Below are 23,248 nucleotides of genomic sequence, written 5' to 3' on the forward strand. Positions count from 1 at the left end.
CGCGTCGAGGCCAGCCGGACCGCGCGCTTTACAAATTTATCGCTAACGCGCGCCGTCTACCCTGGCATCACACCGCAGATGTTGTACAATATCGCGCCCTTGTTGAGCTTGTCTCAGCAAGGGCGTCTTTTTTTTCTATCCTTAACCAGAGCCATAACGTGTAATAACGAGGCCAGAGAACATTATGTCCGAACAGATTGTGACGCCGTCGTCCGCTTCCCCCGTTGCCGTTGCCCCCAAAAGCGAAAAAATTAACCTGCTCGATCTCAATCGCCAGCAGATGCGCGAGCTTTTTCTCTCTATGGGCGAAAAGCCGTTCCGCGCCGATCAGGTGATGAAGTGGATGTACCACTACTGCTGCGATGATTTCGAGCAGATGACCGACATCAATAAGGTGTTGCGCGGGAAGCTGAGCCAGATTGCGGAAATCCGCGCGCCGGAAGTGGCGGAAGAGATGCGCTCCAGCGACGGCACCATCAAATGGGCGATCCGCGTCGGCGATCAGCTGGTGGAAACCGTTTATATCCCGGAAGACGATCGCGCCACGCTCTGCGTCTCTTCGCAGGTTGGCTGCGCGCTGGAGTGTAAATTCTGCTCAACGGCGCAGCAGGGCTTTAACCGCAACCTGCGCGTTTCGGAGATTATCGGTCAGGTATGGCGCGCGGCGAAAATTATCGGCGCCGCGAAGGTCACCGGTCAGCGTCCCATCACCAACGTGGTGATGATGGGTATGGGCGAGCCGCTGCTCAACCTCAACAATGTCGTACCGGCGATGGAAATCATGCTGGACGATTTCGGTTTCGGCCTTTCCAAGCGTCGCGTCACGCTCTCCACGTCAGGCGTAGTGCCGGCACTGGACAAGCTCGGCGATATGATCGACGTCGCGCTGGCGATTTCGCTACACGCGCCGAACGATAAACTGCGCGACGATATCGTGCCGATTAACAAAAAGTACAATATCGAGATGTTCCTCGGCGCAGTGAAGCGCTATCTGGCGAAGTCGAACGCCAATCAGGGACGCGTCACTATCGAATATGTGATGCTGGACCATGTGAACGACAGTACCGACGATGCGCATGAGCTGGCGGCGCTGTTAAAAGATACGCCGAGCAAAATCAACCTGATTCCATGGAACCCCTTCCCGGGCGCGCCTTACGGCCGTAGCTCTAACAGCCGGGTTGACCGCTTCGCTAAGGTCTTGATGGAATATGGATTTACGACTATCGTGCGTAAAACGCGCGGCGACGATATTGATGCAGCCTGTGGTCAGTTGGCGGGCGACGTTATTGACCGCACCAAGCGTACGATGCGTAAAAAAATGGCGGGCGAACCCATATCTGTGAAGGCGCTCTGAAACAGGGAACATGGCAGTTTTCCCTGGTCGTGACGCGTGGCAGGCTGCTGCCACGTAATTAACGTCGCGAACAGGAGAATGAAGATGGGTAAGGGATTACCAGCCAGCCTGCTGGCCCTGATTGTTGTAACCGGGTGTGTCAGTCGTAGCCCTTATTCGGGCGCGGCGGAGACCCGCCTGGCGCTGGGTATGCACTACCTGGCGGCGGACGATTTCGTCGCCGCGCGCCGCAACTTTCAGCGGGCGCAGGCCGCCGCGCCGCGCGACTACCGAATGGCCCTGGCGCTGGCGCGTCTGGCGGAAAAACAGGGCCGCCGTGATGAGGCGGCGCGCGACTATCAACAGGCGCAGCGGCTGGCGCCGACAAATGGCTACGTCGCTAACAATTACGGTGCGTTTCTCTGCGCTTTAGGGCAGTATGACGAAGCGCATCAACAGTTTAAGCGGGCGATGAGCGCGTCGGAGAGCGAAGCGCGCATCGATGCGTGGGAGCTGTCGGGATATTGTTATCTTCAGGCGGAAGATATGCTGGCCGCGCGAGCGGCGCTGAGTCGGGCGCTTGGGGCGAACCGCGCGAAAGGCGACGCATTACTGGATGAGGCGGAAAAACAACGCCCCCTCTATCCGGCGCGTGCTCTACTGTTAATGGAGCTTTATCAGCAATATCTGCCTGCTACGGCGCGCAGCTTAGAGTTACAGATACGTTTCGCCGCGCAACAGGGAAACGCTGCTGACGTTACACGTTATGGCGACCGGTTGGCGCGAAGTTTTCCACAATCGATACAGTACCAGCGTTATTTAGCTAATGAATACTGAAGCCACTCAAGACAACTCTGCAGTACATTCCACAGGCGAACGCCTGCGTCTGGCCCGTGAGAAAATGGGGCTGACTCAGCAAAACGTGGCTGAACGCCTGTGCCTGAAACTTACGACCGTACGCGATATCGAAGAGGACAAATCGCCTGCCGATCTGGCATCGACCTTTTTGCGTGGATACATTCGCTCTTATGCGCGTCTGGTGCACATTCCTGAAGAGGAACTGTTGCCGATGATGGCGAAGCAGACGCCGGTGCGTGCCGCCAAAATCGAACCGATGCAGAACTTCTCGCTGGGCAAACGCCGCAAAAAACGCGACGGCTGGCTGATGATTTTCACCTGGCTGGTGTTATTTGTGGTGATCGGCCTGACCGGCGCGTGGTGGTGGCAAAACCATAAAGCTTCGCAGGACGATCTGGTCTCTATGGCCGATCAAAACGGCAGCAGCGGCGACAATAGCCAGTCGATTCCGCTCGACGGCGGCAGCAATGACGCCAGCAATGAGACGGCTGCGCCTGCCGCGCCGGACGAAACTAACAGCGCGGACGCCAGCGCGGCGGCGCCAGCCGCCAGCCAGCCCTCCAGCACCGCGCCTGCACAGCCAGCCGCCAACAGCGCCGCGCCAGCCGCAACGTCGGCGAACAGCGCCGTCGTGTCGCCGAGCCAGGCGCCGGTCGGTAACGCAGCCAGCCCGTCAGCTACCGCTGGCCAGCTGCCGACCAGCGGCGCAGCCGTTGGCGAAGCGGCCGCCGATCCTAATACCGTCGTAATGAACTTCAATGCCGACTGCTGGCTCGAAGTCTCCGACGCCACCGGTAAAAAACTGTTCAGCGGAATGCAACGTAGCGGTGGTAAACTCAGCCTTTCCGGTACTGCGCCTTATCGCCTGAAAATCGGCGCGCCGTCTGCGGTGCAGGTGCAATATCAGAACCAGCCGGTTGATTTAAGTCGTTTTATCCGTAATAACCAGGTTGCTCGCCTGACGTTGGGTGCGCAATAACGCTGCATCGCGCCCCGGGCAATTGTGGAGAAAGAATATGCATAACGAAGCACCCATCATCCGTCGTAAATCGACCCGGATTTATGTCGGCAAGGTGCCTGTCGGCGATGGCGCGCCTATCGCCGTTCAGTCGATGACCAATACCCGTACAACCGATGTAGAAGCCACGGTCAATCAGATTAAAGCGCTTGAGCGCGTCGGCGTAGATATCGTCCGCGTCTCTGTGCCGACCATGGATGCCGCCGAAGCCTTTAAGCTGATCAAGCAGCGCGTAAACGTACCGCTGGTGGCGGATATCCACTTTGACTATCGCATCGCGCTGAAAGTCGCCGAATATGGCGTCGACTGCCTGCGTATCAACCCAGGCAATATCGGCAACAACGAACGTATCCGCCAGGTGGTGGATTGCGCGCGCGACCACAATATTCCGATCCGTATCGGCGTGAACGCCGGTTCGCTGGAAAAAGATCTGCAGGAAAAATATGGCGAACCGACGCCGCAGGCGCTGCTGGAATCAGCGATGCGCCACGTCGATCATCTCGATCGTCTTAACTTCGATCAGTTCAAAGTCAGCGTAAAGGCTTCGGACGTTTTTCTCGCCGTTGAGTCCTATCGCCTGCTGGCGAAACAGATCGATCAGCCGCTGCACCTCGGCATTACCGAAGCGGGCGGCGCGCGTGCGGGCGCGGTGAAATCAGCTATCGGGCTGGGGCTGCTGCTCTCTGAAGGGATTGGCGATACGCTGCGTATTTCGCTGGCGGCCGATCCGGTAGAAGAGGTGAAAGTCGGCTTCGACATTCTGAAGTCGCTGCGCATCCGCGCGCGCGGCATCAACTTTATCGCCTGCCCGACCTGTTCGCGTCAGGAGTTTGACGTTATCGGCACGGTGAACGCGCTTGAACAGCGGCTGGAAGATATCATCACGCCGATGGACGTCTCAATTATCGGCTGTGTGGTTAACGGTCCCGGCGAAGCTACGGTGTCGACGCTGGGCGTGACCGGCGGCAACAAGAAAAGCGGCTTCTACGAAGATGGCGTGCGTCAGCGCGATCGTCTCGACAACGACGATATGATCGATCAGCTTGAAGCGCGTATCCGCGCCAAAGCGACCATGCTGGACGAGAATCGCCGCATCAACGTACAGCAGCTGGAAAACTAAGCGTCGGCGCGCGCAGCGCGACTTTGTTTAATGAACCTGTGCGGTTTCATCCTCATAAGGTATGATGCCGGACAGGTTTTTTTGTATTAAGAGATTTTAACGTGGCGAAGAATATTCAAGCTATCCGCGGCATGAACGACTACCTGCCAGCGGATACGGCTATCTGGCAGCGCATTGAAGGCACGCTCAAGCAGGTGCTGGCCAGCTACGGCTACAGCGAAATACGCATGCCGATCGTAGAGCAGACTCCGCTGTTTAAACGCGCCATCGGCGAAGTCACCGACGTGGTCGAGAAAGAGATGTACACCTTTGACGACCGCAACGGCGAAAGCCTGACGCTGCGTCCCGAAGGGACCGCGGGCTGCGTGCGCGCCGGTATCGAACATGGCCTGCTCTACAATCAGGAGCAGCGTCTGTGGTATATGGGCCCGATGTTCCGCTATGAGCGTCCGCAGAAGGGCCGCTATCGCCAGTTTCATCAGATGGGCGCCGAGGTGTTCGGTCTGCAGGGCCCGGACGTGGACGCCGAGCTGATTATGCTGACCGCACGCTGGTGGAAAGCGCTGGGCATCGCTGATCATGTGCGCCTGGAGCTTAACTCCATTGGTTCGCTGGAGGCGCGCGCCAACTATCGCGAAGCGCTGGTGGCGTTCCTTGAACAGCACAAAGAGACGCTGGACGAAGACAGCAAGCGCCGTATGTACACCAACCCGCTGCGCGTGCTGGACAGCAAAAATCCAGAGGTGCAGACGCTGCTTAACGACGCGCCGCAGCTGATGGATCACCTCGACGATGAATCACGCGACCATTTCCAGGGGCTGTGCGCCTTGCTGGACGATGCGGGCATCGCCTATCGCGTCAATCAGCGCCTGGTTCGCGGCCTCGACTACTACAACCGCACCGTTTTCGAATGGGTGACCGAGAGCCTTGGCGCGCAGGGCACTGTGTGCGGCGGCGGCCGTTATGACGGTCTGGTCGAGCAACTGGGCGGCCGCGCCACGCCGGCGGTGGGTTTCGCCATGGGCATGGAGCGTCTGGTGCTGCTGGTTCAGGCGGTCAATCCTGAATTTGAACCGACGCGCGTTGTTGATGTCTATGTTATCGCTTCGGGCCAGGGCGTTCAGTCCGCTGCTATGCAGCTGGCGGAAAAACTGCGCGACGAAGCGCCGGAACTGAAGCTGATGACCAACTTTGGCGGCGGCAACTTCAAGAAACAGTTTGCCCGCGCCGACAAGTGGGGCGCTCGCGTCGCGCTGGTGGTAGGTGAAGATGAAGTGAAAGCCGGTCAGGTCGTTATCAAAGATCTGCGCAGCGGCGATCAGCAAACGCTGGCGCAGACAGAGGCTGCTGCTGCATTGCGCACGCTGTTACAGTAAGCGTGGCACGGCGCCAACCAGAGAAAGGAGAGGGATCGCGTGGAAGTTTATAGCAATGAAAATGAGCAGGTTGACGCGTTACGTCGCTTTTTTGCTAATAACGGCAAGGCGCTGGCGGTCGGCGTGATTATCGGCATTGCCGCGCTGGGCGGCTGGCGCTACTGGGCCAGTCATGAAGAGGGCTCGTCAAAAGCGCTTTCCGCACAGTATCAGCAAGTGACCACCGCCATGAAAGCCGATCAGCCAGCGACGCTGGATGCGGTAGCGAAATTCGTCAGCGAAAACAGCAATACCTACGGTGCGCTGGCGGCGATGGACGTGGCGAAACAGTATGTTGACGCCAACCAGCTGGACAAGGCTTCTTCCCTGCTGGAAAACGGTCTGAAGAACACCAAGGATGCCAATCTGCAGGCGGTGATTAACCTGCGGCTGGCGCGCATTCAACTGCAACAGAATCAGGCGGATGCCGCCCTTAAAACCCTCGACGCTGTCAAGGGCGATGGCTGGACAGCCATTGTGGCGGATATTCGCGGCGAAGCGCTGCTGAGCAAAGGCGATAAGCAGGGCGCGCGCGATGCGTGGAGCAAAGGCGTTGAGTCAGACGCTTCTCCGGCGCTGAAGCAAATGATGCAGATGAAGATGAATAACTTAAGCTAAGCCAGTCAAGAGAGAGCGCATGGAATTACGTAAATACCTGCTGCCAGGACTGATTTCAGTCACTTTGCTCAGCGGTTGTTCGCTGTTCAGCGGCGAAGAAGATGTAGTAAAAATGGCCCCGCTGCCAAAGGTGGAAAACCAGTTTACTCCCCAGGAAGTGTGGAGCACGTCGGTTGGTGACGGCGTTGGCGATTTCTACTCTAACCTGCATCCGGCATGGCAGGACAATACCGTATTTGCGGCTGATCGTTTCGGCGTGGTAAAAGCGCTGGATGCGTCCAACGGCAAAGAAAAATGGAAAGTCGATCTCTCTGAGAAAACCGGCTTTTTCTCGAAAAATATCTCAGCACTGCTCTCCGGCGGCGTGACCGCTGCAGGCGATCATCTCTACATCGGTAGTGAGCGCGGTCAGCTGTTCGCCCTGAACAGCAGCGACGGCAGTCTCGCCTGGCAGACCAAAGTCGCTGGCGAAGCGCTGTCGCGCCCGGTAGTGAGTGACGGTCTGGTGCTGGTGCATACCAGCAACGGTATGCTGCAGGGACTGGATCAGAGCAGCGGCGTAGTGAAGTGGAGCGTTAACCTCGACATGCCTGCGCTGTCGCTGCGCGGCGAGTCTGCGCCAGCGACCGCCTTCGGCGGCGCGATTGTCGGCGGCGATAACGGCCGCGTCAGCGCAGTGATCATGAATCAGGGCCAGTTAATCTGGCAGCAGCGTATCTCTCAGCCGAGCGGCGCGACCGAAATCGATCGCCTGAACGACGTCGATACGACGCCGGTAATCGTCAACGGTGTCGTCTATGCGCTGGCGTATAACGGCAACCTCACCGCGCTCGATCTGCGTTCCGGCCAGATCCTGTGGAAGCGTGAAATCGGCGGCGTCAAAGATCTGATTGTCGATGCCGGCCGCATCTATCTGGTGGATCAGGATGACCGCGTTATCGCGCTGAATGCTGATGGCGGCGTCGCCATCTGGCGTCAGAGCGATCTGCTGCACCGCAACCTGACGGCGCCGGTGCTGTTTAACGGCTACCTGGTTGTGGGCGACAGCGAAGGCTATCTGCACTGGCTTAATACCGCTGACGGCCGTTTCGTGGCGCAGCAGAAAGTGGACAGCGATGGCTTCCAGACCGAGCCGGTCGTCGCCAGCGATAAGCTGATCATTCAGGCTAAAGGCGGCGAGGTTTACGCGATTACGCGTTAATCCGCTACCGGAATTTGCCTTCCGTCTAACGGCTCCTGACGCGTCAGGAGCCGTTTCGTTTTTAGTCAGGCATGATATTCTTAGCGCCTTCAGCCTGAACCTGGCGGTTAAAACCGTTATAATCACGCCATTCGGGCGATTAATTTTTTTATTGAGGCATTGTTATGATACCTGTGGTCGCGCTGGTTGGGCGTCCCAATGTGGGGAAATCCACGCTGTTTAACCGCTTAACGCGCACTCGTGATGCGCTGGTGGCGGATTTTCCTGGACTGACTCGCGATCGCAAATATGGTCGCGCCGAAGTGGAAGGGCGCGAATTTATTGTTATTGATACCGGCGGTATCGACGGCTCTGAAGAGGGCGTCGAAACGCGTATGGCTGAGCAGTCGCTGCTGGCGATTGAAGAGGCTGATGTCGTGCTGTTTATGGTGGATGCGCGCGCGGGCCTGATGCCGGCGGACAAGCAGATCGCTAACCATATCCGTTCGCGTAAAAAGCCGACGTTCCTGGTGGCGAACAAAACCGACGGCCTCGATCCCGACTCAGCGGTTGCCGATTTTTACTCGCTGGGGCTGGGTGATATCTACGCTATTGCCGCATCGCACGGTCGTGGCGTCACCAGCCTGCTGGAAACCGTCTTGCTGCCGTGGATGGATGAAGTCGATCCGCGCGAAGTAACGGAAGAGGACGAGAACGAAGCCTACTGGGCGGCGCTCGCGGCGGAAGAGAACGGCGAAACGCTGGAAGAAGAGGAAGAAGAGGCGTTTGACCCGACCGGTCTGCCGATCAAGCTTGCTATCGTCGGCCGTCCCAACGTCGGCAAGTCCACGCTGACTAACCGTATCCTCGGCGAGGATCGCGTGGTGGTGTACGACATGCCGGGCACCACGCGCGACAGCATCTATATCCCGATGGAGCGCGACGATCGCGAATATATCCTGATTGATACCGCGGGCGTGCGTAAGCGCGGCAAGATCACCGATACAGTCGAAAAGTTCTCGGTTATTAAAACCCTGCAGGCGATTGAAGACGCTAACGTTGTGTTGCTGGTAATCGACGCGCGTGAAGGTATCTCCGATCAGGATCTGTCGCTGCTTGGCTTCATCCTTAACAGCGGCCGCTCGCTGGTGATCGTGGTGAACAAATGGGACGGCCTGACGCAGGAGATCAAGGACGAGGTCAAAGAGACGCTGGATTATCGTCTCGGCTTTATCGACTTTGCCCGCGTGCACTTTATTTCTGCGCTGCACGGCAGCGGCGTCGGCAACCTGTTCGAATCGGTCACCGAAGCCTATGACTGTTCGACCAAACGCGTTAACACTTCTATGCTGACGCGCATTATGAATATGGCTGCCGAAGACCATCAGCCGCCGCTGGTGCGCGGACGCCGCGTGAAGCTTAAGTATGCGCATGCGGGGGGATATAACCCGCCTATCGTAGTGATCCATGGTAACCAGGTGAAAGACCTGCCGGATTCCTACAAGCGCTATCTGATGAACTACTTCCGTCGTTCGCTCAACGTTATGGGCACGCCGATTCGTATTCAGTTTAAAGAGGGCGACAACCCCTTTGCGGGCAAACGCAACCTGCTGACGCCGACGCAGCAGCGCAAGCGTAAGCGCCTGCTCGCGCATTTGAAGAAAAACAAGCGTTAAACCCAAGGGACCGAAAGGTCCCTTTGTTGTTTTCAGGGGCAGAGAAAAACCTCTGACGCTTTTCTCACTTTTGCAAACGATCCTGGGCGGGCTGTAAGAAGCAATGAAACAGCGCGGCCTGCCCGGGTGTTTGTAGCAAAAATGCTATTGTCGCGTTTACATCCCGTTATAAATGTTCACCTCATAATGTACCAAGTGGTACAATCCTGCCCTGTATTGCGACGAGGGCAGAACATCATTTATGCCTCCTCGCTCACAATGCCTGCAACCTGGACATGGGTCCGTACTATTACGAAATAAAATAAAGCTATATCCGGCGCGTCAGACAACGTCACGCTTAGCGACATTGTTCGGTGCGTTCGCTGCGGCGCGGATGCTTTATTTTTTCAGGAGAGTTTGTGTTATGGCTGAAACAACATCCCGATCCGGCAAAGGATTGGGTATCTGGTCGATCTTGCTGGGGCTGGTGCTGCTGGCAATCGGCCTGTTCTTTGCTATCGGCGGCGGTAAGCTGGTTTCGCTGGGTGGTAGCTGGTATTTCCTGATTGCAGGTATTGTGACTCTGCTGTCAGCGATCCAGTTCTTCCGTCGTAAGTCCTCTGCCGTTGTGCTGTTTATTCTGGTATTCGTCGGCACGCTGATTTGGGCGCTGGCGGACGCGGGCTGGTCGTTCTGGCCGCTGGTATCGCGCCTGATGGTGCCGGCTGGTCTGATGCTGCTGGCGTTTCTTACCTGGCCTGCGCTGCGCAAGCGCGAAGGAAAGTCTTCGCTGGCGAAAGTTTCTTATGCGCTCTCAGCGCTAATCGCTGTTGGCATGGTCGGCACGCTGGTGCAGATGTTCCAGCCGCATCCAACCGTGGCGTTCACCGGCAAAGAGCTGCCGCTGATCCCGGTTGATAAAAGCAAACCGCAGCAGGACTGGAATAACTATGGTCGCACTCCAGGCGGCGATCGCTTTGCCGCTGTGGATCAAATCACGCGCGACAATGTAAAAGACCTGCAGGTCGCCTGGACATTCCATACTGGCGATACGCCGATTAGTCCAACCGGCAACGGCGCGGAAGATCAGCAAACGCCACTGCAGATTGGCAACACGATCTATCTCTGTACGCCGCACAATAACGTGATTGCGGTTGAAGCGGACAGCGGCAAGCAGATCTGGAAACGCGGAATCAACGCGCAGGCGGAAGTCTGGCCGCGCTGTCGCGGTCTGGCCTACTTCGACGCCACCAAACCGCTGACCCAGCCGAGCAAACCAGGCTCAACGCCGGTGCCGGCAGCCACCCTGGCGGCGGGCGATACCTGTCAACGCCGTATTCTGATGAACACCATTGATGCGCGTCTGATCGCCATCAACGCCGACAACGGCGAGTTCTGCGAAAACTTCGGTGACCATGGCGTGGTCAGCCTGAAAGAAGGGCTGGGCGAAGCGCAGGATCCGAAATATCAGCTGACTTCAGCGCCGACGCTGGCGGGCACGACGGTAGTGGTCGGCGGCCGCGTTGCGGATAACGTTCAGACCGATATGCCGGGCGGCGTTCTGCGCGGCTTCGATGTTATTACCGGCAAGCAGCGCTGGGCGTTCGACCCAGGCAATGTCGATCCAAACGCCGTGCTGATGCCGGGTCAGAATTACAAACGCAGCACCCCGAACTCCTGGGCACCGATGTCATACGATCCGGCGATGAACACGGTGTTTATCCCGATGGGCAGCTCTTCTGTGGATCTCTGGGGCGCTAACCGTACCGCGCTGGATCATAAATATGGCGCCTCCGTACTGGCGCTGGATGCAACCACCGGTAAAGAGAAGTGGGTTTATCAGACCGTTCATAACGATCTGTGGGACTTCGATCTGCCGATGCAGCCAAGCCTGGTCGATTTCCCGATGAAGGACGGCACCACTAAACCCGCGGTCGTTATCGGCGGGAAAACCGGCATGATCTTCGTGCTGGATCGCGAAACCGGCAAGCCGCTGACCAAAGTCGAAGAGCTGCCGATGCCGCAGGGCCATATCCCGAACGAGCAGTACACCAAAACCCAGCCGCATTCGACCGAGATGCCGCAGATTGGCAACCAGACGCTGACCGAGTCGGACATGTGGGGCGCGACGCCGTTTGACCAGCTGGCGTGCCGCATTGCATTTAAATCAATGCGTTACAATGGGTTGTTTACCGTACCGGACACCGATAAGTCGCTCAGCTTCCCGGGTTCGCTCGGCGGGATGAACTGGGGCAGCATCTCCTTTGACCCGAACAACCAGTACATGTTCGTCAACGATATGCGTCTCGGCCTGTGGGTGCAGATGATCCCGACCGATACCAGCAAAATCGCTCGCGGCAGCAACGGCGGCGAAGCGATCAATACCGGTATGGGCGCGGTTCCGCTGAAAGGCACGCCGTATGCGGTCAACAAAAACCGCTTTATGTCGCCGCTGGGCATCCCATGCCAGGCGCCGCCGTTTGGCACGCTGTCGGCGATCGATATGAAGACGCGTAAAATCGTCTGGCAGGTGCCGGTAGGCACGGTGCAGGATACGGGTCCGTTCGGTATCAAAATGCATGCGCAGATGCCGATCGGCATGCCGACGCTGGGCGGTACGCTGGCGACGCAGGGCGGTCTGGTGTTTATCGCCGGTACGCAGGATTACTATCTGCGCGCCTTTGACAGCTCAACCGGTAAAGAGGTGTGGAAAGCGCGCCTGCCGGTGGGCAGTCAGGGCGGCCCGATTAGCTACGTGTCACCGAAAAACGGTAAGCAGTACATCCTGATCTCCGCAGGCGGCGCGCGTCAGTCGCCCGATCGCGGCGACTATGTGATTGCCTATGCGCTGCCATAACGGCTAAGCGTTTTTACTAAAAACCCTGCGCTCCGGCGTGGGGTTTTTTTATTTGGCGCACAAGGAATTGTAAGTGTGACGGCAATTGCATAAACGCCTGATAAGCAGCTCGCTAAGTAGTAGCGTGCGGGTTGGGCAGGGGAGAGAAGAGGGTATAATCGCGGCGGCGCTTGAGGTTTCTGCCTTAAGCGATCGGCATGCTGATTGTCAGGCAGAAAAGAGAAAGCCCCGTAGTTAATTTTCATTAACCCACGAGGCTGCCCCACTGTCCGAACAACAGCAGGGTAGCCTCTTACCGCGCTCTGCGCAAGGAGGAGTGACCATGAAATTGCCACAGCTAACGCTGGTATGTTGCGTATTACTGGTGTGTCTCACACTTTTAATCTTTACCTGGCTAACGCGGAAATCGCTGTGTGAAATCCGCTACCGGGACAACCAGCGCGAGGTGGCTGCTTCGATGGCTTACGAATCTGGTAAGTAGCAACCGGAAGGCGGGGAGTGAATCCCCGCCTTAACCGACTGTTGGCTGGACAGGTCTGAAGCGCCTTCATAAGGCCGTCACTTGCGTGACGGCCTTTACTCTTCAGGATCTTCGCCGTCACGCCAGAGCGCCTCCAGCGCCGGCGGCGCGATCTGTTCCGGGATCAGCAATACAATGGTGCCGACTTCACGGTGCGTGGCATAGCTGATTTGTATGCGGAAGTAGCGTTGATCGCTGCGCCCCATCTCCGGCGCTTTATCTTCAGGCTCGCCCAGCGGCAATGCCTGTTCCAGAACCTGACAGACGCGCTGCTTTTGCGGTTGCGGCAGCTGAGCCAGCGCGAAGCGCCGCGCGCCGCGCAGGCCCGGGATAAAGGCCAGCCCGCCTTCGCGTTCGACCTCAATGACCGCATCGTCGGTCAGTTCAGGAAAGGAACTCATAGCACACCAACCTCCTTCCACGCTTGCTCAATCGACTGCGCCACCGAACGGTTAAAGCGACGTTCGCCGTGCTGAATAGTCAGGCGCGCAAAGGTGCTGAAATCGGCATCCTGAGGCAGGGATTTATCGCACACCGTGTCGTACCAGGCCCAGCCCGCCAGCTCCCAGGCATAGCCGCCCAGCGCTTTCGCTGCGAGATAAAAGGCTCGGTTAGGTATGCCGGAATTAAGGTGAACGCCGCCGTTATCTTCGCGCGTCTGCACATAGTGATCCATATGCGCGGGCTGAGGATCTTTACCCAGCATTGGATCGTCATAGGCCGTACCCGGCTCTGCCATCGAGCGCAGCCCACGTCCTTTAATGCCGCTTGCCAGCAGCCCTTCGCCGATAATCCAGTCGGCGCTATCGGCGCTCTGCTTGAGATGGTACTGCTTCACCAGCGAGCCGAATACGTCGGAAAGCGATTCATTCAGCGCACCCGCCTGCTCGAAATAGATCAGCCCGGCTTCGGTTTCGGTTACGCCATGCGTCAGCTCATGCGCGACCACGTCGATAGCGATGGTAAAGCGATTGAATATTTCGCCGTCGCCGTCGCCAAACACCATCTGCTGTCCGTTCCAGAAGGCGTTTTGATACGCCTTGCCATAGTGAACGGTGCCAAGCAGCTTCAGCCCCTGATTGTCGAGCGAATTACGTTGATAGGCCTGCCAGAAAAAATCGTAGGTGACGCCAAGATAATCCCAGGCTTCTCTGGCGGCGATGTCGCCCGTATCTGACTGACCTTCGGTGCGCAGCAGATCGCCTGGCAGGTTTTGAGTGTTTTTCGCATCGTAGATTTCACGCTCAACATGACCGCCCGCCGCCGTCTTTGGCGCAACCGGCTTCTGCCAGTTCTCCGCCATCAGATGCTGAACGTGCAGCAGCGTGCGGCGTGCATAATCCTGTTGATGACTGGAACCGTGGGCGACGATGTTACGCAATATATAGGGAGGAATAACGCTGTAGGACATACCCGACTCCTTGGCACAAGTGATGTGTCAAAAAGTATAGTCTTTGCTCAGGAAGTGGTCTTACGGCGTCGTTTTTTTTCTGGCAGCAGGCTGGTCACCTGGCTTTCCACCCAGCCGTCGTCGAGACGCGTGCGCAGCGTATCGCCGCTCTGTAGCTGGGCCGTTTTTTTCACCACCTGACCCGTGATATCGGTGGTGACGCTGAAGCCGCGCGCCAGCGTCGCCAGCGGACTGACGCCTTCCAGCTGCGCGGCAAGCGTCGCAAAGCGTTGCCTGTCGCGGTTGAGCATCTTTTCCATGCCTTGCTGCAGGCGATAGCGCATCTGCTCCAGCTGGCGCTGCGCCTGAAACAGATGCGGCTGCGGCTGATGGGCGGCGAGACGCTGCGCAAGGCGATCCTGCTGGCGCAGCGTCTGACGCAGCTGGTTTTCCATCGCCTCGCTCAGCCGCTGTTGCAGGCGGAACAGAGCGGTCTGCTGTCGTGCCAGGCGAAGCTGAGGATGTTGCTGTTGCAGGCGGTGATCGAGGCGGGAGAAGCGGCGTTGTTGCTGCGCCAGATAATAATCCATGGCCATTTCCAGCCGTTGTTGCTGGGAGAGCAACTGTCGCAGCAGTTCTGTCTGATCTCTGCTCACTATTTCAGCAGCGGCAGAAGGGGTGGGCGCGCGCAGGTCGGCGACAAAATCGGCGATAGTCACGTCGGTTTCATGGCCGACCGCGCTGACGACAGGAATGCGGCTGGCGAAAATGGCGCGTGCCACGCGCTCTTCGTTAAAACTCCAGAGATCTTCCAGCGAGCCGCCGCCGCGCCCGACAATCAGCACGTCGCATTCCGCACGCTGGTTCGCCAGTTCAATTGCGCGCACGATAGCGGCTGGCGCGTCCGCGCCCTGAACTGGCGTAGGGTAGATAACGACCGGCAGTGAAGGATCGCGACGATGCAGCACGCGCAGCACATCATGCAGCGCTGCGCCGGTCGCCGAGGTGATCACGCCGACCTGTTTCGCCGGTTCGGGCAAGGGCTGTTTGTGCTGCTGGTCGAACAGGCCTTCGCTCGCCAGTTTCGCCTTCAGCAATTCAAACTGCTGCTGCAACGCGCCTTCGCCCGCCGGATGCATGCTTTCGATAATCAGCTGGTAGTCGCCGCGCGGCTCATAAAGCGTAATGGTAGCGCGCACCAGAATCTGCTGGCCATGCTGTGGACGAAAGGTGACGCGACGGTTGCTGTTACGGAACATGGCGCAGCGCACCTGTGCGCCGTCATCCTTCAGCGTGAAATACCAGTGGCCCGAAGCGGGCTGGGAAAAATTAGAGATCTCCGCGCTCAGCCACACCGATCCCATCTCCTGTTCCAGGAGCTGACGCACCGTCGTATTCAGGCGGCTGACGGTAAAAACATTGGCAATCGGCGGTAGCGACATGTGATGGAGATCAAATAGTAAATCAGAGGGTTAATTAACCGATACTACATGGCTGATAGAGAGGATCAAGAGTTTTTCTAAAATAATGCTGGAGGCAAACGATTACGGCCTGTATAATGCCGCGGCAATATTTTATCTGTTCTCATTCACCCCAGGTTGAGATATTGCCATGCTAAGAATCGCTAAAGAAGCCCTTACTTTCGACGACGTTCTGCTCGTTCCTGCTCACTCCACCGTTCTGCCTAACACGGCCGATCTCAGCACTCAGCTGACGAAAAATATTCGTCTGAACATCCCGATGCTCTCCGCCGCTATGGACACTGTGACCGAAGCGGGCCTGGCTATTGCGCTGGCGCAGGAAGGCGGTCTGGGCTTTATCCATAAAAATATGTCAATTGAGCGCCAGGCGGAAGAAGTTCGCAAGGTGAAGAAACATGAAAGCGGCGTGGTAACCGAACCGCAAACCGTACTGCCGACCACGACGCTGGCGGAAGTGAAAGCGCTGACCGAGCGCAACGGCTTTGCCGGCTATCCTGTGGTGAACGAAAGCAACGAGCTGGTCGGCATCATCACCGGCCGCGACGTGCGCTTCGTCACCGATCTGACGCAGCCGGTTACCGCAGTGATGACGCCGAAAGCGCGTCTGGTGACGGTAAAAGAGGGTGAGGCGCGTGATGTCGTGCTGCAGAGAATGCACGAAAAACGCGTTGAGAAAGCGCTGGTGGTGGACGACAGCTTCCATCTGCTCGGCATGATCACCGTTAAAGATTTCCAGAAAGCAGAACGTAAACCGAACGCCTGTAAAGATGCGCAGGGACGTCTGCGCGTTGGCGCGGCAGTCGGCGCGGGCGCGGGCAACGAAGAGCGCGTCGATGCGCTGGTCGCTGCTGGCGTCGATGTGCTGCTGATTGACTCGTCGCATGGCCATTCAGAAGGCGTGCTGCAGCGTATCCGCGAAACGCGCGCAAAATACCCCGATTTAGACATTATCGGCGGCAACGTCGCGACCGGCGCAGGCGCACTGGCGCTGGCGAAGGCGGGCGTAAGCGCGGTAAAAGTCGGCATCGGTCCTGGCTCTATCTGTACTACCCGTATCGTGACTGGCGTAGGCGTTCCGCAGATCACTGCCGTTTCTGACGCTGTTGAAGCGCTGGAAGGCACCGGCATTCCGGTTATCGCTGACGGCGGTATCCGCTTCTCTGGCGATATTGCTAAAGCTATCGCTGCCGGCGCGGCAGCCGTTATGGTCGGCTCTATGCTGGCTGGTACCGAAGAGTCCCCTGGCGAGATCGAACTTTATCAGGGCCGCTCTTTCAAATCCTATCGCGGCATGGGTTCGCTGGGCGCGATGTCAAAAGGCTCCTCTGACCGTTACTTCCAGAGCGATAACGCCGCCGATAAACTGGTGCCGGAAGGCATTGAAGGCCGCGTCGCCTATAAAGGCCGCCTGAAAGAGATCGTTCACCAGCAGATGGGCGGCCTGCGCTCCTGTATGGGTCTGACCGGTTGCCAGACCATTGACGACCTGCGCACCAAAGCGGAGTTTGTACGCATCAGCGGCGCGGGCATCAACGAAAGCCACGTGCACGATGTGACCATCACCAAAGAGTCACCGAACTACCGTATGGGATCCTGATCCCTTAAGATTTACCGCCCGGCATAAGCCGGGCGCTTTCATTATCAAGTTACCCGCTCTGGAAACGCCTCAATGACGACGGAAAATATTCATAAACATCGCATTCTGATTCTCGATTTTGGTTCTCAATACACGCAACTGGTCGCGCGCCGCGTCCGTGAGCTGGGCGTGTACTGCGAACTCTGGGCATGGGATGTCACCGAAGAGCAGATCCGCCAGTTCAACCCGAACGGCATCATCCTTTCCGGCGGTCCGGAAAGCACCACCGAACTCAACAGCCCGCGCGCGCCGGAGTACGTTTTCAACGCAGGCGTTCCGGTGCTTGGCGTCTGCTACGGCATGCAGACCATGGCGATGCAGCTGGGCGGCAAAGTCGAAGGCTCTAACGAACGTGAATTCGGCTATGCACAGGTAGAAGTCATCACCCCGAGCGCATTGATTCGCGATATTGAAGACGCTATCAGCGCCGCAGGCAAGCCGCTGCTCGACGTCTGGATGAGCCACGGCGATAAAGTGACCGCCATTCCGTCCGATTTTGTGACCGTCGCCAGCACCGAAACCTGTCCGTTCGCCATTATGGCTAACGAAGAGAAGCGTTTCTATGGCGTGCAGTTCCATCCGGAAGTCACGCACACCCGCCAGGGACTGCGCATGCTGGAGCGTTTCGTGCTCGACATCTGCGAATGCGAAGCGTTGTGGACGCCAGCAAAAATCATTGAAGACGCGGTTGAACGTCTTTGTGTGCAGGTCGGCAACGACAAAGTGATCCTCGGCCTGTCAGGCGGTGTAGATTCCTCCGTAACCGCGATGCTGCTGCACCGCGCTATCGGCGAGCGCCTGACCTGCGTATTCGTCGACAACGGTCTGCTGCGTCTGAATGAGGCGGAGCAGGTGATGGATATGTTCGGCGACCACTTTGGCCTCAATATCGTCCACGTACCGGCTGAAGCGCGCTTCCTTGACGCGCTGGCGGGCGAAAACGATCCAGAAGCCAAGCGTAAAATCATTGGCCGCGTCTTTGTGGAAGTGTTCGACGAAGAGGCGAGCAAGCTGACCGACGTGAAATGGCTGGCGCAGGGCACTATCTATCCGGACGTGATCGAGTCTGCCGCCTCCGCTACCGGCAAAGCGCACGTAATCAAATCGCACCACAACGTGGGCGGCCTGCCGAAAGAGATGAAGCTGGGCCTGGTTGAGCCGCTGAAAGAGCTGTTCAAAGATGAAGTGCGCAAGATTGGTCTGGAGCTGGGCCTGCCGTACGATATGCTCTATCGCCATCCGTTCCCGGGTCCGGGTCTCGGTGTGCGCGTGCTGGGCGAAGTGAAAAAAGAGTATTGCGATCTGCTGCGTCGCGCCGATGCGATCTTTATTGAAGAGCTGCGTAAAGCAGATCTCTATAACAAAGTGAGCCAGGCGTTTACCGTGTTCCTGCCGGTGCGTTCAGTGGGCGTGATGGGCGACGGTCGTAAATATGACTGGGTCGTTTCGCTGCGTGCCGTAGAGACCATCGACTTTATGACCGCGCACTGGGCGCATCTGCCGTACGATTTCCTCGGCCGCGTCTCTAACCGCATTATCAACGAAGTCAACGGCATCTCCCGCGTGGTATACGATATCAGCGGCAAGCCGCCAGCGACCATTGAGTGGGAATAACCTTTCCGCTTACACTGAAGCGCGTTGATTAATCCATCGCCAGCCTGTCGCCAGACAGGCTGGCGATTTTCTTTCTGCCCCTTACTCCCGGATACCCCTATGCTGCCACTTAAAGCACTGAGCCTTTGCATTCTGCTGGTGATCCTGCTGTCGCTGGGCGCCAGTCTGGCGCAGGCGACGCGCCATGGAGAACTCTCCGGCGGTCAGGGAGGCTGGTGGTCAGCACGGCGCGACTCCGCGGGCCTGGCACCCGATCCGCAACGCTATGCAGCTCAGGCTATTGTGCAGGTCTATGCCGCGCCGACCTACGGCTGGAAAGGGGCGGTAGCGGTGCACCCGTGGATTATCTTCAAGCGTGCGGGCGAGACGCATTACAACCGTTATGAAGTGATCAGCTGGGGCAGTGGCGGCAAAGTACGCCGCAACAGCAATTTGCCGGACGGCTACTGGTATGGCGCGAAGCCGCGCCTGCTGGTAGAGCACCGCGGCGCGGAGGCTGAAGCGATGATCCCGCACATTGAGGCGGCGATTAAATCTTACCCCTGGCCAAATACTTATCACGCCTGGCCGGGACCGAACAGCAATACCTTTCTTGCGCATATTGGACGTGAAGTGCCGGCCTTGAAACTCGACATGCCAGCCAACGCGCTCGGCAAAGATTACCGGCCGCTGTGGCGTCCTGTTGGTTTGCCGCCCTCGGGCCGTGGAATTCAGATTTCCATTCTGGGCGTCGCTGGCGTGACGCTGGGGGCGGAAGAGGGGGTTGAGCTTAACGTCCTGGGACTAAATATGGGCGTGGATTTTACCCCGCTGCGTCTGCGTCTGCCCTTTATCGGCGGTCTCGGTAACCAGAACGTTCAGCAGGACAATCCGCCGGGCTAAAGGCCCGGCGCAGGCGTCAGCAGACGCCGAAATCCCCATCTTCGTGGTAGAGGTTAACGCTGTCCGCCTTCACTTCGATCTCTTTTTTCGTCGCGTCATCAACACGCGCGCACCACAGCGTTTCGCCTTCCACACGCAGCACCAGCATCTTTGGTCCACCGGTTTTCGATTGCACAAAATCATCAGGTTTAAACATGCTTTTCTCCTTTGGTTTTAAGGAAGTGTAGGGCGCACGGCGTCCCCCTGCATAAAATCTTTTGCGGCGGCTCTTCCATGATTTTTCATGGAATTCCCTGAATAAAGCAACATAAGGCATGCTGCTGAGCAGACAAAAAAAGCAGCTAGGTTGTCAGTTGACAACCTCAGGTGTTCAGGGTAAGGTGCATTACGATGGAAAGAAGACGGCATCCAGCTAAAGAGATTGAAGCGGCGCTGCGTCATGCCGAAGCGTACGGGTGGCAGATAGTGACAATGGGGCATCATGGCTGGGGCAAAATGTATTGTCCCATGCACTCGGTGGCATGCCGCTGCGGAGAGTTTTGCATCAGCGTTATCTGGAGTACGCCGCGGAACGCTTTTAACCACGCGCGAGCGCTGCGGCGGGTGGTTGATAAATGTATTGCGGTGCGCAAACTGCATTAAGGAGCAAACATGGAATATATTTTTACGCTGCGTTTTCAGCTGCCGAAACCTCTTTTACCGGAAGACGAGCTGTTAAAGCAGTTGATCGACGCGGGCTGTGACGATGCGCTGGTGGGGCTGGGCGTGCCGGGAAAAGTGGCACTGGAGTTTACCCGAGAGGCGTCCAGCGCACAGCGAGCGGTGCTGAGCGCCATCAGGAATGTGCAGAGCGCAATGCCCGGGGCGCAGCTCACCGAGGCTGCGCCCGACCTTGTCGGCCTGACGGATGTCGCCGACATTATCGGCGTTTCCCGACAGAATATGCGTAAGCTGATGCTCAGCCACAGTTCGCAGTTTCCGCTGCCGGTGCATGATGGCAAAACCGCGCTCTGGCATCTGGCGGATGTGCTGGAGTGGCTGGAACAGCGCGGCAGCTACGCTATTCCCGATGCGACGCGTGAGCTGGCGCAGGTGACGCTGCGGCTCAACCTGCAACAGACGATGCAGCGCTATGCGCACTGCATAGCCTCCGCCGCTGACGGCAACAATCAGTGATGGAGCAAGAACAGCGTCGCCAGACCGAGGAAAATAAAGAAGCCGCCGGTATCGGTAATCGCCGTAATCAGCACGCTGGAGCCTACCGCCGGGTCGCGTTTCAGTCTGGTCATGATCAGCGGGATCAACACGCCCATTAGCGCCGCCAGCAGCAAATTAAGCATCATCGCCAGCATCATTACCCCACCCAGCTCGAGATTGTCGTACATCAGCCAGGTAATCAGCCCCATTGCGCCGCCCCAGAACAGGCCGTTAAGCAGCGCGACGCCCAGTTCGCGCGCAATCAAAAACGAGAAGTTGCCCGGTTCGACCTGATGCAGCGCCAGCGCGCGTACAATCATCGTGATGGTCTGGTTGCCAGTATTGCCGCCGATACCGGCTACAATCGGCATCAGCGTTGCCAGCGCCACCAGTTGGGAGATGGTGTCTTCAAACAGGCCGATAACGCGCGACGCGATAAAGGCGGTACAGAGATTGATTGCCAGCCAGGCCCAGCGTCGGCGCACGGCTTTGCGCACCGGCGCAAATACATCCTCCTCCTGACTGATGCCGCCCATGCGGCGAATATTGCTTTCGTTCTCTTCGTTAACCAGATCGACCACGTCCTCAATGGTGACGCGCCCAATCAGCTTGCCTTTCGCGTCGATGACCGCAGCGGAGATAAGGTTATAGCGTTCAAACGCGCCCGCCGCGTCCTCGGCTTTATCATTGAGCTGAAAGGTGGTAGGCGAGGTGTTCATCACCTCCTCGACGCGTTTTTTCGGCTTGTTCAGCAGAATATCGGTCAGCGACAGCTCGCCCAGCAGCAGGTTGTTTTCATCGGTAATGAAAATTTTATCTGTGCCGTTCGGCATGCTTTTTCTGTGGCGCAGATAGCGCTGCACCGTTGCCAGCGTGACGTCGGCGCGCACCGTCAGGATATTGAAATCCATAATGCGCCCGACACGATCGCGATCAAAATCGACCACGCTGAGCACGCGCGCACGCTGGCCCGGCTCCAGCGTCGCCAGCAGACGCCCGGTCAGATCGCGCGGCAGGTAGCGCGCCAGCCAGACCTGATCGTCAATATCGAGCGGCTCAATGGCGCGCAGGATATCGCGGTCGCTCATCTCTTCCGTCAGGCTGGCCCAGACGGTTTCAGAAGCCTCGACCAGCACATGGCCGCGCTGCACGGTAGGAACCAGACGCCACAGCGCCTGGCGCTCCTCTTCCGGTAGCGCTTCAAGAATATCGGCTAAATCCGCTGCGTGCAGCTGAGCGATATCCTGCTCCAGCGCAGCCTGGTGCGCCGCATTTTCACGTTGCTGTTCAGGGCTGCGCTCGCCAGATTTCTCCAGCAGCGCGTCCACCAGATCCGGCTCACTGAGCAGCAGCGTCAGAATGCGATGACGAATTTCACTTAAACGTTGAGTATGCGAGGCAGACATAACGAGTCCCTTGTGTCTGAAAGTTACAGCACGAAGTGTAGCGGTTCGCCTCGCAAAAGGACGCAAAAAAAGACGCGGTTATTCAGGCTGCGTTTCGTCTGGAGATGCAAAAGTGAAGGATGGTTAAGTGTTGTCGCGAATAGCTGTGCTCAAAGGGGCAGATTGCGGCGCGGCTTTTTTCTGCTGATGATGTTCAAAAGCGGCAGGCAGGATAAAGATCAGGCGGCTAGCGAGAATAATAAAGCTAATCAGTAAAACGATCCGGGTAAATGAACCGGATTTGGGACGTCTTCGGGAAGGGATGGCGCTGTTCACGCGAGGTGTTTCCTGTAAAGACCCTGTCGGGCGATGGCAACATTTAGTCATAATGCTGCGTTGAAATCAACCGCCGATTAAAAAAAGAGCAGGGCTGGAGGGCCGCGTTACGCAGCCCCGGTTTACAGGCTGGCTTTTTGCGCCAGCAGCGTGGCGAAACGGCAGCTGATGCGGTTGCCTTGTTCGTCGCGCTTATGTAACTGACCAACATGCTCGTTGTATTTCAGGATGTGCCAGTTGCGATAGTAGTGGCTCAGCTCGCCCGATTTAAACGTAAAGGGGAAAGCAAGCGGGCAGGGGTAATCATCGGTGCTCATCGCCGCGACAATCAGGTTATGCCCGTCTCTCACCGTGCTCGCCTGCATATCGGCAATCAGCTGCGGAATGGTTTCTGGCTGCAGGAACATCATTACAACCGTGGAGAACACAAAGGTGTAGCCGCCGTTGAAGCGCGTCTGATTCAGGTCACGCTGCTCGGTATGAATATTGGTTATCCCTTCCTGCGCGACGATCTGCTCGAGACGCGCCAGGCTGGCGGGATTGTGGTCCCAGGCGGTGACGTCGAAGCCATTCTGGCTCAGAAACAGGCTGTTGCGGCCATTGCCGCAGCCGAGATCCAGCGCTTTGCCTGGATTGAGATGAGGCAACGCCGCCAGCACTTCAGAGTGCGTCGGCGTCAGCCCATAGGTTTCGGCAAAATAGTTTTCAGTTTTAATCATGGTTCGCTTTCATTACGTGGGCGCAGGCGCCCAC

General features: G+C 57.6%; 21 protein-coding genes. 14 read left to right on the plus strand and 7 right to left on the minus strand.

All coding sequences use genetic code 11. The features are described from left to right. Nucleotides 1-184 precede the first annotated feature (184 nt). The 10 genes from rlmN to D7S44_RS19095 all read left to right on the plus strand — a co-directional run bounded on the left by rlmN (nucleotide 185) and on the right by D7S44_RS19095 (nucleotide 12,535). Nucleotides 185-1,354: a dual-specificity RNA methyltransferase RlmN gene (gene rlmN, locus D7S44_RS19050; protein ID WP_120457538.1), complete on the plus strand. Its 1,170-nt coding sequence runs from the start codon at nucleotides 185-187 to the stop codon at nucleotides 1,352-1,354. A 78-nt stretch (nucleotides 1,355-1,432) separates the two neighbouring features. Further along, nucleotides 1,433-2,170, plus strand: coding sequence for a type IV pilus biogenesis/stability protein PilW (gene pilW / locus D7S44_RS19055; protein ID WP_371315540.1), 738 nt, complete (start codon nucleotides 1,433-1,435; stop codon nucleotides 2,168-2,170). After that, nucleotides 2,160-3,170 (plus strand): cytoskeleton protein RodZ, encoded by a 1,011-nt coding sequence (gene rodZ / locus D7S44_RS19060; RefSeq protein WP_120457542.1) that lies wholly within the window; start codon nucleotides 2,160-2,162, stop codon nucleotides 3,168-3,170. Before pilW ends, rodZ begins: the two co-directional genes overlap by 11 nt. Nucleotides 3,171-3,207: 37 nt before the next feature. After that, complete coding sequence (gene ispG, locus D7S44_RS19065) at nucleotides 3,208-4,329, plus strand: flavodoxin-dependent (E)-4-hydroxy-3-methylbut-2-enyl-diphosphate synthase (RefSeq protein ID WP_120457544.1); 1,122 nt, start codon at nucleotides 3,208-3,210, stop codon at nucleotides 4,327-4,329. A gap of 101 nt (nucleotides 4,330-4,430) precedes the next feature. Beyond that, entirely contained in the window at nucleotides 4,431-5,705 is a 1,275-nt protein-coding gene (gene hisS / locus D7S44_RS19070; RefSeq protein WP_120457546.1) for a histidine--tRNA ligase, read from the plus strand. A gap of 39 nt (nucleotides 5,706-5,744) precedes the next feature. Then, nucleotides 5,745-6,362 (plus strand): YfgM family protein, encoded by a 618-nt coding sequence (locus D7S44_RS19075; RefSeq protein ID WP_120457548.1) that lies wholly within the window; start codon nucleotides 5,745-5,747, stop codon nucleotides 6,360-6,362. A 19-nt stretch (nucleotides 6,363-6,381) separates the two neighbouring features. Next, on the plus strand, nucleotides 6,382-7,563 hold the full coding sequence (gene bamB / locus D7S44_RS19080; protein WP_120457550.1) for an outer membrane protein assembly factor BamB: 1,182 nt from the start codon (nucleotides 6,382-6,384) through the stop codon (nucleotides 7,561-7,563). Nucleotides 7,564-7,727: 164 nt separating this feature from the next. Next, a complete protein-coding gene (der, locus tag D7S44_RS19085; RefSeq protein WP_120457551.1) occupies nucleotides 7,728-9,218 on the plus strand; it encodes a ribosome biogenesis GTPase Der in 1,491 nt (496 codons plus the stop codon). 403 nt (nucleotides 9,219-9,621) lie between these two features. Next, nucleotides 9,622-12,054: a glucose/quinate/shikimate family membrane-bound PQQ-dependent dehydrogenase gene (locus D7S44_RS19090; protein ID WP_120457553.1), complete on the plus strand. Its 2,433-nt coding sequence runs from the start codon at nucleotides 9,622-9,624 to the stop codon at nucleotides 12,052-12,054. Nucleotides 12,055-12,376: 322 nt separating this feature from the next. Continuing rightward, the gene (locus D7S44_RS19095; protein ID WP_081141507.1) at nucleotides 12,377-12,535 is read left to right on the plus strand and encodes a type I toxin-antitoxin system Hok family toxin; all 159 of its coding nucleotides are present in this window, start codon (nucleotides 12,377-12,379) and stop codon (nucleotides 12,533-12,535) included. A gap of 95 nt (nucleotides 12,536-12,630) precedes the next feature. On the opposite strand, the gene D7S44_RS19100 is transcribed toward D7S44_RS19095, so the two are convergent. The 3 genes from D7S44_RS19100 to xseA are packed head-to-tail and all read right to left on the minus strand — an operon-like array spanning nucleotide 12,631 to nucleotide 15,406. Then, complete coding sequence (locus D7S44_RS19100) at nucleotides 12,631-12,975, minus strand: protealysin inhibitor emfourin (RefSeq protein ID WP_120457555.1); 345 nt, start codon at nucleotides 12,973-12,975, stop codon at nucleotides 12,631-12,633. Further along, on the minus strand, nucleotides 12,972-13,985 hold the full coding sequence (locus tag D7S44_RS19105; protein WP_120457557.1) for a M4 family metallopeptidase: 1,014 nt from the start codon (nucleotides 13,983-13,985) through the stop codon (nucleotides 12,972-12,974). The genes D7S44_RS19100 and D7S44_RS19105 overlap by 4 nt, the downstream gene beginning before the upstream one ends. A gap of 47 nt (nucleotides 13,986-14,032) precedes the next feature. Then, nucleotides 14,033-15,406, minus strand: coding sequence for an exodeoxyribonuclease VII large subunit (gene xseA / locus D7S44_RS19110; protein ID WP_120457559.1), 1,374 nt, complete (start codon nucleotides 15,404-15,406; stop codon nucleotides 14,033-14,035). Between the two features lie 169 nt (nucleotides 15,407-15,575). Between xseA and guaB the strand changes: the two genes are divergently transcribed. The 3 genes from guaB to D7S44_RS19125 all read left to right on the plus strand — a co-directional run bounded on the left by guaB (nucleotide 15,576) and on the right by D7S44_RS19125 (nucleotide 19,577). Continuing rightward, nucleotides 15,576-17,042 carry an IMP dehydrogenase gene (gene guaB, locus D7S44_RS19115; protein ID WP_120457561.1) on the plus strand — a complete coding sequence of 489 codons (1,467 nt, stop codon included), beginning with the start codon at nucleotides 15,576-15,578 and terminating at the stop codon, nucleotides 17,040-17,042. A 72-nt stretch (nucleotides 17,043-17,114) separates the two neighbouring features. Continuing rightward, nucleotides 17,115-18,695 carry a glutamine-hydrolyzing GMP synthase gene (guaA, locus tag D7S44_RS19120; RefSeq protein WP_120457563.1) on the plus strand — a complete coding sequence of 527 codons (1,581 nt, stop codon included), beginning with the start codon at nucleotides 17,115-17,117 and terminating at the stop codon, nucleotides 18,693-18,695. 99 nt (nucleotides 18,696-18,794) lie between these two features. After that, nucleotides 18,795-19,577, plus strand: coding sequence for a DUF3750 domain-containing protein (locus tag D7S44_RS19125; protein ID WP_120457565.1), 783 nt, complete (start codon nucleotides 18,795-18,797; stop codon nucleotides 19,575-19,577). A 16-nt stretch (nucleotides 19,578-19,593) separates the two neighbouring features. On the opposite strand, the gene D7S44_RS19130 is transcribed toward D7S44_RS19125, so the two are convergent. After that, nucleotides 19,594-19,773, minus strand: a complete 180-nt coding sequence (locus D7S44_RS19130; RefSeq protein WP_120457567.1) for a DUF2158 domain-containing protein — start codon at nucleotides 19,771-19,773, stop codon at nucleotides 19,594-19,596. Between the two features lie 455 nt (nucleotides 19,774-20,228). Between D7S44_RS19130 and D7S44_RS19140 the strand changes: the two genes are divergently transcribed. Beyond that, entirely contained in the window at nucleotides 20,229-20,753 is a 525-nt protein-coding gene (locus D7S44_RS19140) for a helix-turn-helix transcriptional regulator (protein ID WP_120457570.1), read from the plus strand. On the opposite strand, the gene mgtE is transcribed toward D7S44_RS19140, so the two are convergent. The 3 genes from mgtE to tehB all read right to left on the minus strand — a co-directional run bounded on the left by mgtE (nucleotide 20,747) and on the right by tehB (nucleotide 23,214). Beyond that, nucleotides 20,747-22,180 (minus strand): magnesium transporter, encoded by a 1,434-nt coding sequence (gene mgtE / locus D7S44_RS19145; RefSeq protein WP_120457572.1) that lies wholly within the window; start codon nucleotides 22,178-22,180, stop codon nucleotides 20,747-20,749. The genes D7S44_RS19140 and mgtE overlap by 7 nt on opposite strands. Before the next feature lie 123 nt (nucleotides 22,181-22,303). Next, nucleotides 22,304-22,495 (minus strand): YfgG family protein, encoded by a 192-nt coding sequence (locus D7S44_RS19150; protein WP_120457574.1) that lies wholly within the window; start codon nucleotides 22,493-22,495, stop codon nucleotides 22,304-22,306. A gap of 122 nt (nucleotides 22,496-22,617) precedes the next feature. Further along, entirely contained in the window at nucleotides 22,618-23,214 is a 597-nt protein-coding gene (gene tehB / locus D7S44_RS19155) for a tellurite resistance methyltransferase TehB (RefSeq protein ID WP_120457576.1), read from the minus strand. Nucleotides 23,215-23,248: the final 34 nt, after the last annotated feature.

This window comes from Pantoea piersonii, assembly GCF_003612015.1.
Lineage (GTDB): Bacteria > Pseudomonadota > Gammaproteobacteria > Enterobacterales > Enterobacteriaceae > Pantoea > Pantoea piersonii.

Bases quoted from the DNA above. Each gene is read 5' to 3' on its own strand.
- rlmN (WP_120457538.1), top strand. From the start codon at position 185: ATGTCCGAACAGATTGTGACGCCGTCGTCCGCTTCCCCCGTTGCCGTT.
- pilW (WP_371315540.1), top strand. From the start codon at position 1,433: ATGAAGATGGGTAAGGGATTACCAGCCAGCCTGCTGGCCCTGATTGTT.
- rodZ (WP_120457542.1), top strand. From the start codon at position 2,160: ATGAATACTGAAGCCACTCAAGACAACTCTGCAGTACATTCCACAGGC.
- ispG (WP_120457544.1), top strand. From the start codon at position 3,208: ATGCATAACGAAGCACCCATCATCCGTCGTAAATCGACCCGGATTTAT.
- bamB (WP_120457550.1), top strand. From the start codon at position 6,382: ATGGAATTACGTAAATACCTGCTGCCAGGACTGATTTCAGTCACTTTG.
- der (WP_120457551.1), top strand. From the start codon at position 7,728: ATGATACCTGTGGTCGCGCTGGTTGGGCGTCCCAATGTGGGGAAATCC.
- D7S44_RS19090 (WP_120457553.1), top strand. From the start codon at position 9,622: ATGGCTGAAACAACATCCCGATCCGGCAAAGGATTGGGTATCTGGTCG.
- D7S44_RS19095 (WP_081141507.1), top strand. From the start codon at position 12,377: ATGAAATTGCCACAGCTAACGCTGGTATGTTGCGTATTACTGGTGTGT.
- D7S44_RS19100 (WP_120457555.1), bottom strand. From the start codon at position 12,975: ATGAGTTCCTTTCCTGAACTGACCGACGATGCGGTCATTGAGGTCGAA.
- D7S44_RS19105 (WP_120457557.1), bottom strand. From the start codon at position 13,985: ATGTCCTACAGCGTTATTCCTCCCTATATATTGCGTAACATCGTCGCC.
- xseA (WP_120457559.1), bottom strand. From the start codon at position 15,406: ATGTCGCTACCGCCGATTGCCAATGTTTTTACCGTCAGCCGCCTGAAT.
- guaB (WP_120457561.1), top strand. From the start codon at position 15,576: ATGCTAAGAATCGCTAAAGAAGCCCTTACTTTCGACGACGTTCTGCTC.
- guaA (WP_120457563.1), top strand. From the start codon at position 17,115: ATGACGACGGAAAATATTCATAAACATCGCATTCTGATTCTCGATTTT.
- D7S44_RS19125 (WP_120457565.1), top strand. From the start codon at position 18,795: ATGCTGCCACTTAAAGCACTGAGCCTTTGCATTCTGCTGGTGATCCTG.
- D7S44_RS19130 (WP_120457567.1), bottom strand. From the start codon at position 19,773: ATGTTTAAACCTGATGATTTTGTGCAATCGAAAACCGGTGGACCAAAG.
- D7S44_RS19140 (WP_120457570.1), top strand. From the start codon at position 20,229: ATGGAATATATTTTTACGCTGCGTTTTCAGCTGCCGAAACCTCTTTTA.
- mgtE (WP_120457572.1), bottom strand. From the start codon at position 22,180: ATGTCTGCCTCGCATACTCAACGTTTAAGTGAAATTCGTCATCGCATT.
- tehB (WP_120457576.1), bottom strand. From the start codon at position 23,214: ATGATTAAAACTGAAAACTATTTTGCCGAAACCTATGGGCTGACGCCG.